The following is a 12,579-nucleotide window of genomic DNA, read 5'->3' as shown; positions in this document are numbered from 1 at the left end:
TCGCATTGGTCTGTCGCTGCGGCTATACCTGTGGGATCAACGACCCGCCGACTTGCCAGGCCGCCGCCCTGCGCTATGCTATGGGCGTTAGTATCGCTTGCACTGATGGGTCGGACGCCGCAACAGTCGGCGGCAGCGCGCGCCCAACGGCGATTACCCTCACCCCGCCCACTCGGCGGACACGGCGCAACGGAGGCGCGTGATGCCATCGCATTTGTTCATCCGGATTTGCTGTGTAGTGTTGCTTGTCATCACCGGGTGTTCGCCAGCGGCGCGGTCGCGCTATGCGCCGGACCGTCACTTCACCGACCCCAAGGCCTTGGCACTGGCCCTGGCAGCCGAGCAGGGCGATACCGAGGAAGTGCGGCGGTTGATGAAGGTGGATGGCGTGAACCCGGACACGATCTTCTCTAAGGACGGCTATCCACTGTTGTTCTGGCCGATCTTCACCCACAACCCGGCCGGGTTGAAGGCGATGTTGGAGAATGGGGCCGATCCGAATGTGGCGCTGCCTTATCAAACGCTAGATCGAGGCGTTCGCAATAACTCGAATGCAATGGTCTGGGCAGCCGAGCAGGACGACCCGATCTATCTCAAATTGCTGCTGGATCATGGCGGTGATCCGAATACGCGGAATTCGAATAACGAGACATTGCTGTTTCACGCACTCATCAAGCAAGACAAGTGGCGGAATATCCAGTTACTGGTCGAGCGAGGCGCCGATGTCAATGCGCTAGCAGGAATGGGAGGAACTCTTATAGAGAACTACGTTGGTACGGGCGGGTTCGAACCCACGTTCTGGTTATTGGAGCACGGTGCGGATCCACGTGTTGAGTATTCCGGGAGTACTGCGACGAGGAAACTGGACTCACGCACGATCACATCAATCTATTGGCATCCGGGAAATCCAAAGGATCCCCGCTGGCAGCGACAGTGCCAGCAATGGCTGCTCGCACGTGGATATGCGCGACCTGCAATGCCGGAGCACTACAAACGCATGCGCAAGGCGTTCCATTTTCCAACGGAAGAAAAAGATATCCCACTGCTTTGAATTCCATGCGCAAGGATTGATCGCATGCAAACGTCCGTCCAGCCGGAACCACGATGCCGAACAGACCAAACGCACACCAAGTGCAGAGCCGGTCGTGCGCTGCAAGCGGCCAACTGGCTTACCATCCTGTCCCTACGCAACCAGCCGCCATGGAGGCGCGCGTGAAGCCATCGCATTTTTTCATCCAGATCTGCTGCGCGGTGTTGCTGGCTGTCACCGGCTGTTCGCCTGCCGCGCAATCGCGCTATGCGCCCGATCGTAACTTCACCGACCCCAAGGCCTTGGCGTTGGCGCTGGCAGCCGAGCAGGGCAATACCGAGGAAGTGTGGCGGTTGATGAAGGTGGAGGGCGTGAACCCGGACAAGATTTTTTCCAAGGACGGCTATCCACTGTTGTTCTGGCCGATCTTCACCCACAACCCGGCCGGGTTGAAGGCGATGTTGGAGAATGGGGCCGATCCCAACGCTGGGCAGTTGCATCCTTTACAAGAGACGACGCGGTTCAAAGGGCGTTACCGGAACCGCGCAATGGTCTGGGCAGCCGAGCAGGATGATTCTGTCTATCTCAAGCTGCTGCTTGATCATGGAGGGGATCCGAACACCTATAATTCAAATGGAGAGACACTGCTTTTCCACGCGCTTATCAAGCAGGACAAGTGGTCAAATATCCAGTTGTTAGTGGAAAAGGGAGCCGACGTTAATGCATTGGCAGGAATGGGTGGAACCCTCCTGGAAAACTACTCGGGCTCCGGCGGATTTGAGCGGGTTTTCTGGTTGTTGGAACACGGGGCGGACCCACGGATTGAGTATTCCGGCGATATTTCGTTAGTCAAAGGGGACTCGCGTACAATTTCTTCCATATATTGGCATCCGGGAAACCCTAAGGATCCACACTGGCAGAAAAAATGCCAGGAATGGCTGCTCGCGCGTGGATATGCGCGACCTGCGATGCCGGAGCACTACAAACGCATGCGCAAGGCGTTCCACTTTCCATCGGAAGAAAGAGACATCCCACTGCTTTGAATTCCATGCGCAAGGATTGATCGCATGCAACCCCCAAATTTGCACAGACAACGCGAGCAGTTGTTGAATGACCTGCGTGCCAGCGGCACTGTGGAAGCTGCATCTCGTGCTGCCGAGCTGCAACAGCTCTATCATGCGCATGAGATGGCTTCGCTAGCCGACGATGTCTACGATTCGGCCAAGGGAATCGGGCATGCCCCTGTTGGATGGATGCGCGGGAGTGAGAACATCGAGTTATTGCAAACCCGTATTCCAGAACTACGCTCACTTGGCTCGGATAGATTGAAAGACTACCTGAAGCCTGACGACTCGGGGTTCCGTGCCGAAATCTACATTCCCGATCCGGCAATCCTTGGGCCTGGCTACAAGCTCGCCGTGGTCTACAAAGGCTCGGCGGGCGAAGTGGCGACCGCCAATGGTCTGCGCGATACCAGCGCCGAAGACTTTCTGGCCAACAACTTCCCGCAGTCGGTTGGCATGCAGACCGATTACTACGATCGTGCCATGCGACTGGCATCCCAGCTGAAACAGCAGAACGTCGATTTCGAAATTGCCGGCCACTCCCTGGGCGGCGGAATGGGCTCGGCGGGCTCGGCGGTGAGTGGCGTGCCGGCAACCACGTTCAACGCCGCCGGTTTGCATCCGGCGACCGCACAGCGTTTTGCCAAGAGCACACCCGGTGTGCAGCTCTACGACACCGCCGACACCGTCGTGGCCTATCAGGTCCAGGGCGAAATGCTCAACAACGGCATCCAGGACAACATCCACCGGCTGGATGCGGCGCGGCGCCAGCAGCTGGCAGCGGTGATGGGCGACACCGCCACCTTGATGCGCAGCTTGCCGGAAGGGCAGGCCTTGCTCGACAGCGCGCTGAACCGCGATGTGCCGGTGAATGCGCAGCCGGCGGTGCATGCGTTCGTGGACCGGCTGGCGCAGGGCGATACCGCCCAGCTGCTGCAGCAGTTGCCGCTGGCCGCCGGCCGCATCGAGCCGGTGTTGCCGGCCAAGATGCAGGGCCAGGATGGCGCGCTGGTAGACCGCGCGCAGGCGCTGACCTTGCAGGAAAGCCTGTATCTGGCTGGTCCGGCGCTGGGGGTGTTGCGGGCCGGCGCTGCAGGTGCGCAGATCGGACGTGGCCTGGGCGAACACAGCGCAGCGTTGGGGCGGGCGGGCGATGCGGCGCTGGATGCGGCCGGCGACGGCGCGGCGCGCAGCATGCAGATGAGCGGCGCCGCCATCCGCCACGGCGGCAGCGCCGCCGGCGCGGCACTGGAAGCCGGTGGCGACACGCTCGGCCGTGGTCTTGCCGCAGGCCGTGCGGTTGCCGGTGAGCTGGATGCCAGTGCGCAACGCTGGGCGTTGCAGGCCCAGGCGCAAGCGCAGGACAGCGCCGCCGACGCACTGCGCGGTGTCGCACGCTGGTTGCCCGATACCGCACAGGCCACCTTGCTGGAGCAGGCCCAGGCGTTGGAGCGACAGGCCCAGGCAGACCGCCAGCAAGCCGAGCAGGATGCCGCGCGGTTGCGCGAAGACAGCGCGCGCCAGGCCGAAACCTTGATGCACACGGCTGCGGGTGCGGCAACCGCAGCCGCAGATCGGCTGCGTAGCGTGTCGGCGCTGCCGCAGCAGCTGCTGGACACGGTCGGCCCACGCCTGCAGCGCAGCCTGGATGCCGGCGGCGATGCGCTGGCCCGCTTCACCGCACACGCACCCAGCGGCGGTGCGCTGGAAGGTGCGTTGCTGGCCGGCGGTGCCGCCACGCAGCTGAGGTTTACGCCGAGCAACCCCAACAACCTGGGCAATGTCGCGCAGACGGCCACCTTGTCCATGCACGGACAACGCTCGCTGCACGAGGCGCTGGAACGCCACCTGATGACCGAGACGGTGGTGCCGAGCCTGCAGGCGCGGATCGATGCGGAAGAACAGCAGGCCCGTCAGGTCCTGGGCCAGGGCCGCACGGCTGCGCAGCAGGATCCGCACGCGCCGACCGCGCTGCGGACCGGCGATGCGAATATCGACGCGATGCTGCAGGCGCTGCGCAATCACGACGAGGCGGCGGTGTTCAAGGCGGCCGAGCGAATCCGGTATTCGCCCGAAGGACAGGCGCTGCTGCAGGAGGGGCAGGCGTTGATGCAGCAACGCGAGCAGGAGGCGGTGACCAATCAGTTGGCCTGGACCCCGGCCGATATGCAGCCGGCCGATGTGCAGATGGCGCATGGACCGGTACGCGTGATGAGCCTGATGCACCACGGGCCGGCGATGGCCGCCGTCGATAGCGGTGGCGGTGGCGGCGATGGCGGCGGAGGCGGTAGTGGTGGAGGCGGTAGTGGTGGAGGCGGTGGCGGTGGCGGTGGCGGGTAAGCACCCGCACGTGCGGCAAGGCGGATGCGCGTTGGCGATGCGCGGTGACGGAGACGACGGATGCGCGAAGAAGAGCTGAAGGACCTTGCCAGGGCGCTGGGTACGCTGGCCGCCACGATCGAAGCGCGCGACCAGCGCCAGCACGCCGCGCTGGAGCGGGACATGGCAGCGCTACGCACGCTGGTCGCGCGCAACGGGGATGAAATCAACCGCCTGGTCGGCGACGCGGTGCCGCAGTTGCAACAGGCCTGGCAACAGGCACTCGACAGCAGTCTCGCTCCCGCTTCGCGTCGGCTGGACGCAGTGATCTCACGTTCCGGCACGGCCTTGCAGGGGGTAGAAGTCGCGCACGAAGCGCTGCGCAGACGCTGGCTCACCCGCGCCTGGCTCACCTGCGCCGGGCTGATCGTCGCGACAGTGCTGGCCTGTACCTCGAGTGTGTACCTGCTGACCGAAGCGCGCCGGGACCTGACGCGGTACCGGCTCGACGCCAAGGTGCTGCAGGCGGTGGCCGCCAGCGACGTCGTCCTGTGTGGAGACCGCCTGTGTGCCAACGTCGATACGCGCGGGCCACGCAGCGGAGCGCGCAACCAATACCGGGTGGTCAGGCCACGGCCGTGACGGCAGGCCCAGCGCAGCATGGCCGCGTAGGCGCTTCGGACTGACCGGCGAGGTCACGGTACCATTGGCGGTTTGGACCACGGCCTCCGCCATGAAGATCGCCTCCTGGAACGTCAACTCGCTCAACGTGCGGCTGCCGCACCTGCAACAGTGGCTCGCCGATTTCGCGCCGGACGTGGTGGGCATCCAGGAAACCAAGCTGGAGGACCACAAGTTCCCGGATGCGGCGCTGGCCGCGCTCGGTTATCGCAGCGTGTTCTGCGGCCAGAAGACCTACAACGGCGTGGCGATCCTGTCGCGCGCGCCGGCGCTGGACGTGCAGATGGGCATCCCGGGGTTCGATGACGTGCAACAACGCGTCATCGCCGCCACCGTCGATGGCGTGCGCATCGTCAACCTGTACGTGGTGAACGGCCAGGACGTGGGCACCGACAAATACGCCTACAAATTGCGCTGGCTGGATGCGGTGCACGAGTGGATCGCGCAGGAGCTGCAGCGCTATCCGCAACTGGTGGTCCTGGGCGACTTCAACATCGCCCCGGATGCGCGCGATGTGCACGACCCGGTGGTGTGGAACGAGGCCCACATCCTCACCTCCGCCGCCGAGCGCGCCGCGCTGGAAAGACTGCTGGCGCTGGGCCTGCACGATGCGTTTCGACTGCATCACGATCAGGCCGAGCAGTTCAGCTGGTGGGATTACCGCCAGGCCGCGTACCGCCGCAACCTGGGGCTGCGCATCGACCTGACCCTGGTGTCGGACGCCTTGCGCGCACGCGCAATCGGGTCAGGCATCGACCGCGAACCCCGCACCTGGGAACGCCCCAGCGACCACGCCCCGGCCTGGGTGGAACTGGCGGAGGTTGGCGCATGAGCGAGCGTCATCTGCGTCGCAGCACCCACAAGATCGGCGATGTGACGCTGGGGCCGGTACACCGCCTGAGCTGCCATTGCGGCACCGTCCAGATCGATCTGGACCTGCCGCACGGCCTGCTCGATCCACGCCGCTGCGATTGTTCGATGTGCCGCCGCCGTGGCGCCATCGTCGCCTCGGTCACGCTCGATGGCCTGCACGTGCTGCAGGGCGAAGACGTGCTGCGCCTGTATCAGTTCAACACCCACGCCGCCGCGCATTACTTCTGCGGCGTCTGCGGTATCTACACCCATCACCGCCGCCGCTCCAATCCCAACGAGTACGGCTACAACGTCGGCTGCCTGGAAGGCGTCAACCCCTATGCGCTGAACATCGCGGTGCCGGTGGAAGACGGCGTCAACCACCCGGCTGACCGTATGGCCGCCGGCAGCTGAAACGACAATGCCCGGGCAAGCCCGGGCATTGCAGCAACCGCGATGGTGCGATGTAGCGCAACCAGCAACACCAGTGAGCAACCGTCAGCTGAGAGTTGCCCGCCTGGAATCGACATGGAGGACGCGCCCGTTATGTTTCTCAGGCGCCGTCCGTGCGGCCCTGACGGGCGCGCGCCGCCTGGTCAGATGCGCTCAGCGCGCGCGGCCGCGGGTAAACAGGTTGACGATGGCCAGCAGGATGACCGCACCGATCAACGACCACACGAAGGTCATCACCGTGATCGCCTGATTGATGCTGTTGCCGGACAGAAACCCGGCAATCATTGCACCGACGATGCCGACCACCACATTGAGAATGATGCCCTGCTGTGCATCGCGACGCATGATGATGCTGGCCAGCCAACCCACGATGCCGCCGATGATCAACCAGATGATGATGCCCATGGTGCCAATCTCCTCGTTCGCTTGCACCGGGAGCGGTGCATGCGCGCCATTGGACGCAGCGGGCCGTGAAGCAGCTGTCGAGCGCGATATGCGCCCGGTCCAAGCGTTGGGGTTGGTGTGCACGGCGTGACAGTGCATGCCGATTGGCAGCACGGCCCGGTGCAGCTCTGGCTGCGTCCGCATCGGCCGGGTGAGCGTGGCGAACCGCAGGCGCGGCAGCTGCTTGGCCCGGCCCTGGCGATCGACCCGGCCGAGGTGCCGCTGCTGCGCGATGCGCGCGGTCGCCCCGGCCTGCAACCGGCGCTGCCCGACTGGGATACCGGCTGGAGCCACAGTGGCGAGTATCTGCTGGTCGGGCTGGGTCGTGGCGTGCGGCTGGGGGTGGATCTGGAACGCATCCGTGCACGACCGCGCCTGCTGGATATCGCGCAGCGCTTCTTTCATCCGGACGAGCTTGCATTGCTGGCGGCGCTGGAGACCGACGCACAACAGGCGCTGTTTTTTCGCCTGTGGTGCGCCAAGGAGGCCTTGCTCAAGGCCTACGGGCATGGCCTGTCGTTCGGTCTGCATCGGCTGGCGTATGCGCTGGCGCCAGATGGCGCATTGCGCCTGCAATGGTGCGACCCCGAGCTGGGCGATGCAGCGCACTGGCAGCTGCACGAATGGTGGGCCGCGCCGGACTGCCGTGCCGCGCTGGCGTTTTATCCCCGGCCCGCCGCGTAAGGCGCCGTGCCATACGGCAGGATCGGCTGACGGAACTGCGCCACGCCATCGAGATCGCGCAAGGTCACCGTCAACACGCCGCTGGCGCCGTCGATCTCCACCTCGCCGAAGAACTGATACCCGGCCAACGGTGAGGTGTTCGGCGCGGGCGGCGCCTTCTGGAACACCACCGTCGGCCCGAAGGTGGCATCCAGCGCATTCGGCCCGAAGCTGCCGGCATTGAGTGGCCCACCGACGAATTCCCAGAACGGCTCGAACTGCTGAAACGCGGCGCGGTCCGGGTGGTAGTAATGCGCGGCGCAATAATGCACATCGGCGGTCAGCCACACCGTGTTGCGGATGCGCACGCGGCTGATGAAACGCAGCAGCGCGGCGATCTCCTGCTCGCGTCCGCGCGGTGCGCCATCATCGCCATTGGCGATCGCTTCCCAGCGCGGGCGCCCTTTGCCATCTTCGCCATCGGGCACCTGCAAGCCGATCGGCATGTCGGCGGCAATCACTTTCCACTGCGCGCGTGAGCCGGCCAGCTCGCGCTGCAACCAGGCCAGCTGCTCGGCGCCGAGAAATGCGGTCTCCGCGCTCGGTGTGGGTTGCAGATTGTCGCTGTTGGCGCCGCGATAACTGCGCATGTCCAGCACGAACACATCCAGCAGCGGGCCATAGCCGATCTTGCGATAGATGCGCCCATTGCCGTCGGCGCGCACTCCGCGCATCGGTGCGTATTCCAAAAACGCCTTGCGTGCGCGCGCGGCCAGCACCTGGATGTCGCGCACCTGATAGCGCGCATCCAGTTGTTTGCCGGGCGACCAGTTGTTGGTGGTTTCGTGGTCGTCCCATTGCCACAGTTGCGGTACCTCGGCATTGAAGCGGCGCACATGTTCGTCGAGCAGGTTGTAGCGGTAGTTGCCGCGAAATTCGTCCAGCGTTTCGGCCACCTTGCTCTTGGCCGCGGTGGTGAGATTGCGCCAGCGTTTGCCGCCTTCCACGGTGAGCTCTGCCAGGATCGGGCTGTCGGCATAGATGGTGTCGCCGCTATGCAGGAAGAAATCCGGGTTGCGCTCGCGCATCGCGCTGTAGATGCGCATGCCGCCGATGTCGGGATTGATGCCGAAGCCCTGGCCCACGGTGTCGCCACTCCAGACAAAACGCACATCGCGTCGGGTCTGCGGTGCGCTGCGCAGATGGCCATGCACCGGCGCGCTCAGGACACCGCTGTCGGCGTCCTCCAGGCGCACCCGGTAGAAGATGTCCTGGTCGCGCGGCAATCCGTCCAGGTCCACGCGCGCGGTGAAATCGTGGGCGGGCACGGCCATCGGGCCATCTACGCGACGCGCCTGGCGCAGGTTCGGCCGCGTATCCCATTCCACCCGCATCCGCGCCGGGCGGTCCGCGCGGGCCCACAGCAACGCGCCGCCGTCGCGCACATCGCCGCTCTGCACGCCATCGGTGATGATCGGCCGCCCGGAAGGCGCGGCCAGACTGCGTGCAGACCAGCCGCCGGCCGCCGGCAGCAATAGCCCGGCGCCCAAACCTTGCAGCACGCGGCGGCGCGCGGGATCGGAAGCGGTCATGAGGGGGCCTTCGCGCAGCGGGGGAGCCTGCAGATGTAGCGCCGCTGTCTTACCGCTGCGTGTCCGACACCGGCACGGCTCCAGGGCGCGTGACCGGGATCACGCCGAGGCTGGCCAGGGCTGCGCCGTATCGCCGGACACGTCGTACGGCACGCCTGCGATGCGACGCCGTGTCGGGGCCGCCGGCCATTGCCGTCAATCGCAGGCCGGCTGCGTCGATGCACGCCCGGTTTGCGTCAGATCGTTCCTGCGAGCATCGACGCTTCCCGCTTCCCGCTTCCCCAATCCCCAATCCCCAATCCCCAATCCCGCCATGCCATCGCCAACTGCGATAATCGCGCCATGAACAATGCCGCACTTGCCCCCGATGTCTCCGCCGCGCTGGCGCATGGCCTGCAGGCCCAATCCCTGGAGGCGGATTTCGCCGCGCCGTTGCTGCGCTATCTCGCACTGCTGGTGCGCTGGAACAAGACCTACAACCTCACCGCCGTGCGCGACCCGCGCGAGATGGTCACCCGCCATCTGCTCGATTCGCTGGCCATGCAGCCCTACATCGCCAGCGGCACGCTGGCCGATCTGGGCACCGGCCCCGGCCTGCCCGGCATCCCGCTGGCGATCACCCGCCCGCAGCTGCAGGTGACGCTGGTGGAAAGCAACGGCAAGAAGGCCCGGTTCATGCGCGAGGCCTTGCGTCACCTGGCGCTGCGCAATGCGCGCGTGGCCGAGTCGCGCGCCGAGGCGCTGGACGAGCCGGCTGCCTACGACCACCTCACTGCCCGCGCACTGGATACGTTGGCCGGCATCATCGCCGTCGGTGGTCACCTGCTGCGCCCGGGCGGCAGCCTGCTGGCGATGAAGGGCGTCTACCCGCACGAGGAGATCGCCGCGCTCCCGGCCGGCTGGACGCTGCGCGAGGTGCACCCGTTGCAGGTGCCCGGCCTGGAGGGCGAGCGGCATCTGGTGGTGGTGCGCAAGGCCTGAGCCATTCGGCCTTCAGCTGCCCTCACCCCAACCCTCTCCCGCAGGCGGGAGAGGGAGCGAGCAGCGTCCCCGACAAGCTCAGCGCCTGCCTTCGCTGGATAAGCACACCAGTCCCCTTTCCCCGCCCTTGACGAGCACACCAGCTCCCTTCCCCCGCCCTTGACGAGCACACCAGCTCCTTTCCCCCGCCCTTGAGGAGCACACCCGCTCCCTTCCCCGGCCCTTGAGGAGCACACCCGCTCCCTTCCCCGGCCCTTGACGAGCACAGCAGCTCCCTTCCCCCGCCTGCGGGGGAAGGTGCCCGCAGGGCGGATGGGGGCAGCGCCGACACTAGCCATGCCCATGCACCAGCCCGCGCTGGGACTTCCGGCCCATGGCAGCTCACGTGCGGGCTGCCATGATCGGGCGTTCGCTCCAGATCAGGCTTTCCGCACGTGACATCTCCGCTTGCCACCGCCCTCGCACTCGCCCTGTTGGGCACCTCGTTCGCCGCCACGACCCAGGCTGCCACGCCGCCGGCTCCGGCCACACTGACCGCCGAAGCACCCGCCGACGCGCGCTTCCGCGCGATCTACGAGAAAGAGTGGGCATGGCGCCAGGCCGAGACCGGCCAGGCCGATGAAGACACCGATACCACCGGCGACAACACCAAGCTGCCGGATGTCGGCGTGGCCTCGCAGCAGGCGCGCCTGGCGGTGTGGGAGGGGGTGCTCCAGCAGCTCGACGGCATCGACCCGAAGCAGCTCTCGCCCGCCAACCGGATCAACCTTGCGATCTATCGCCCGCAGGTGGAAAACCTTGCCGCCGAAGTGCGCCTGCGCCTGTACGAGATGCCGTTCAATTCCGACAGCTCGTTCTGGTCCAACCTGGGCTTCATGGCGCAGCGGCCGATGAAGACCGCCGCCGAGTACCGCGCCTACATCGCGCGCCTGAACGATGTGCCGCGCTATTTCGATCAGCAGATCGCCAACATGCGCACCGGGCTGGCACGCGGTTTCAGCGTGCCGCGCGCGGTGCTGGACGGGCGCGATGTTTCCATCGCCACCGTCGCCGAGGTGAAGGACCCCACCGAGTCGACGTTCTACGCGCCGTTCAAGCAACTGCCGGCGCAGATCCCGGCTGCCGAGCAGGCGCAGCTACGTGCGCAGGCCAAGGCTGCGGTAAGCGGCGCGGTGCTTCCGGCCTACGCCAAACTGCTCACCTTCTTCCGCACCGACTACATGCCCAAGGCGCGCACCACGCTGGCGGCCGAAGCGCTGCCCGACGGCAAGGCGTTCTATCGCCAGCAGATCCGCGAATACACCACGCTGGAATTGACGCCCGAGCAGATCCACCAGATCGGCCTGGACGAGGTGGCGCGGATCCAGACCCAGATGAACGCCATCATCCAGCAGGTGGGTTTCAAGGGCAGCTTCGCGCAGTTTCTCGCCTTCCTGCGCACCGACCCGCAGTTCTATGCCAAGACGCCGCAGGAGCTGCTCGATCGCGCCGCCTGGATCTCCAAGCGGGTGGACGGGCAGGTCGGCAGGTTCATCGGCACGCTGCCGCGCGGGCGCTTCACCATCAAGCCGGTGCCGGCCGATATCGCCCCGTTCTGGACCGCCGGGCGCGGTGGCGCCACGACCTATTGGGTCAATACCTACAACCTGCCGTCGCGGCCGTTGTACAACCTGCCGGCGCTGACCTTGCACGAGTCCTCGCCCGGTCATTCCTTGCAGGGCTCGCTGGCGCTTGAGCAGGGCGAGCAGCCGGCGTTCCGGCGCGAAAACTATATCTCCGCCTATGGCGAAGGCTGGGCGCTGTACACCGAAAAACTCGGCCAGGAAATGGGCATCTACGAGACCCCGTACGAGGAATTCGGCCGGCTCACCTACGAGATGTGGCGCGCCTGCCGGCTGGTGATCGACACCGGCGTGCACCACGACGGCTGGACCCGCGAACAGGCGCTGGCCTATCTGCGCGACCGCACCGCGCTCAGCGAGCACGAAGTCACTACCGAAGTGGACCGCTACATCTCCTGGCCCGGCCAGGCGCTGAGCTACAAGCTGGGCGAGATCACCATCGTCAAGCTGCGCACCGAAGCCGAACGCGAGCTGGGCGATCGTTTCGACATCAAGGCCTTCCATGACGTGGTGTTGAAGCAGGGCTCGGTCACCTTGCCGGTGCTGGAACAACAGGTGCGCGGCTTTATCGCCGAGAGCAAGGCGCGCCCGGTCAAGGCCAAGGCCGCCGCCGCGCCCTGACCGATGCGTGCGATACGGTCCCGGTGCAGCTAACGCCGCCGGGATCGATCGCCCCTGCGGCGGACCGGACGCACCGCTTCGGGGCGATCCCCATCCTCCTGGTGGCTGTGAATTGGTCGGTAAGGCGTCGCGGCCAAGGCCGCTCCTACCGGGAAGCAGGACCGGCGACCCCGCTGTTGTAGGAGCGGCCCTGGCCGCGATGCCGTCCCGACGTCCTCAACGCCGCAACGCATGATCGCCCGTTCGGCGGACCGGGC

General features: G+C 65.9%; 11 protein-coding genes. 9 read left to right on the top strand and 2 right to left on the bottom strand.

Annotated features, from left to right (window positions below; translation table 11 throughout):
• Nucleotides 1-202: 202 nt before the first annotated feature.
• From FHY18_RS17995 to FHY18_RS17970, 6 genes are all read left to right on the top strand, one after another.
• Nucleotides 203-1,051 (top strand): ankyrin repeat domain-containing protein, encoded by an 849-nt coding sequence (locus tag FHY18_RS17995; protein ID WP_259157736.1) that lies wholly within the window; start codon nt 203-205, stop codon nt 1,049-1,051.
• Nucleotides 1,052-1,212: 161 nt separating this feature from the next.
• Nucleotides 1,213-2,073 carry an ankyrin repeat domain-containing protein gene (locus FHY18_RS17990; RefSeq protein ID WP_259157732.1) on the top strand — a complete coding sequence of 287 codons (861 nt, stop codon included), beginning with the start codon at nt 1,213-1,215 and terminating at the stop codon, nt 2,071-2,073.
• 144 nt (nt 2,074-2,217) lie between these two features.
• Nucleotides 2,218-4,434, top strand: a complete 2,217-nt coding sequence (locus FHY18_RS17985; protein WP_326521223.1) for a phospholipase — start codon at nt 2,218-2,220, stop codon at nt 4,432-4,434.
• Nucleotides 4,435-4,494: 60 nt separating this feature from the next.
• On the top strand, nt 4,495-5,055 hold the full coding sequence (locus FHY18_RS17980) for a hypothetical protein (protein WP_259157726.1): 561 nt from the start codon (nt 4,495-4,497) through the stop codon (nt 5,053-5,055).
• A gap of 91 nt (nt 5,056-5,146) precedes the next feature.
• Entirely contained in the window at nt 5,147-5,926 is a 780-nt protein-coding gene (gene xth, locus FHY18_RS17975; RefSeq protein WP_259157724.1) for an exodeoxyribonuclease III, read from the top strand.
• On the top strand, nt 5,923-6,360 hold the full coding sequence (locus FHY18_RS17970) for a GFA family protein (protein ID WP_259157721.1): 438 nt from the start codon (nt 5,923-5,925) through the stop codon (nt 6,358-6,360). Before xth ends, FHY18_RS17970 begins: the two co-directional genes overlap by 4 nt.
• 192 nt (nt 6,361-6,552) lie before the next feature.
• Here the strand turns inward: FHY18_RS17970 and FHY18_RS17965 are convergent, their stop codons facing one another.
• A complete protein-coding gene (locus FHY18_RS17965) occupies nt 6,553-6,804 on the bottom strand; it encodes a GlsB/YeaQ/YmgE family stress response membrane protein (protein WP_259157719.1) in 252 nt (83 codons plus the stop codon).
• 126 nt (nt 6,805-6,930) lie between these two features.
• Here FHY18_RS17965 and FHY18_RS17960 point away from each other — a divergent pair, with 126 nt between their 5' ends.
• Nucleotides 6,931-7,527 (top strand): 4'-phosphopantetheinyl transferase superfamily protein, encoded by a 597-nt coding sequence (locus FHY18_RS17960; protein ID WP_259157717.1) that lies wholly within the window; start codon nt 6,931-6,933, stop codon nt 7,525-7,527.
• Here FHY18_RS17960 and FHY18_RS17955 read toward each other — a convergent pair.
• Entirely contained in the window at nt 7,506-9,098 is a 1,593-nt protein-coding gene (locus FHY18_RS17955) for an alkaline phosphatase D family protein (protein ID WP_259157706.1), read from the bottom strand. The two genes, FHY18_RS17960 and FHY18_RS17955, sit on opposite strands and share 22 nt — an antisense overlap.
• 342 nt (nt 9,099-9,440) lie before the next feature.
• Between FHY18_RS17955 and rsmG the strand changes: the two genes are divergently transcribed.
• The gene (rsmG, locus tag FHY18_RS17950; RefSeq protein WP_259157703.1) at nt 9,441-10,079 is read left to right on the top strand and encodes a 16S rRNA (guanine(527)-N(7))-methyltransferase RsmG; all 639 of its coding nucleotides are present in this window, start codon (nt 9,441-9,443) and stop codon (nt 10,077-10,079) included.
• 434 nt (nt 10,080-10,513) lie between these two features.
• The gene (locus tag FHY18_RS17945) at nt 10,514-12,322 is read left to right on the top strand and encodes a DUF885 family protein (protein ID WP_259157691.1); all 1,809 of its coding nucleotides are present in this window, start codon (nt 10,514-10,516) and stop codon (nt 12,320-12,322) included.
• The last annotated feature ends 257 nt before the right edge of the window (nt 12,323-12,579 follow it).

This window comes from Xanthomonas sp. 3793 (assembly GCF_024806835.1).
Classification (GTDB): domain Bacteria; phylum Pseudomonadota; class Gammaproteobacteria; order Xanthomonadales; family Xanthomonadaceae; genus Xanthomonas; species Xanthomonas arboricola_F.
The sequence above is the reverse complement of the archived record's forward strand: the minus strand, read 5'-3'. Positions and strand labels throughout refer to the sequence as shown.

Bases quoted from the DNA above. Each gene is read 5' to 3' on its own strand.
- FHY18_RS17995 (WP_259157736.1), top strand. From the start codon at position 203: ATGCCATCGCATTTGTTCATCCGGATTTGCTGTGTAGTGTTGCTTGTC.
- FHY18_RS17985 (WP_326521223.1), top strand. From the start codon at position 2,218: ATGGCTTCGCTAGCCGACGATGTCTACGATTCGGCCAAGGGAATCGGG.
- FHY18_RS17980 (WP_259157726.1), top strand. From the start codon at position 4,495: ATGCGCGAAGAAGAGCTGAAGGACCTTGCCAGGGCGCTGGGTACGCTG.
- xth (WP_259157724.1), top strand. From the start codon at position 5,147: ATGAAGATCGCCTCCTGGAACGTCAACTCGCTCAACGTGCGGCTGCCG.
- FHY18_RS17970 (WP_259157721.1), top strand. From the start codon at position 5,923: ATGAGCGAGCGTCATCTGCGTCGCAGCACCCACAAGATCGGCGATGTG.
- FHY18_RS17965 (WP_259157719.1), bottom strand. From the start codon at position 6,804: ATGGGCATCATCATCTGGTTGATCATCGGCGGCATCGTGGGTTGGCTG.
- FHY18_RS17955 (WP_259157706.1), bottom strand. From the start codon at position 9,098: ATGACCGCTTCCGATCCCGCGCGCCGCCGCGTGCTGCAAGGTTTGGGC.
- rsmG (WP_259157703.1), top strand. From the start codon at position 9,441: ATGAACAATGCCGCACTTGCCCCCGATGTCTCCGCCGCGCTGGCGCAT.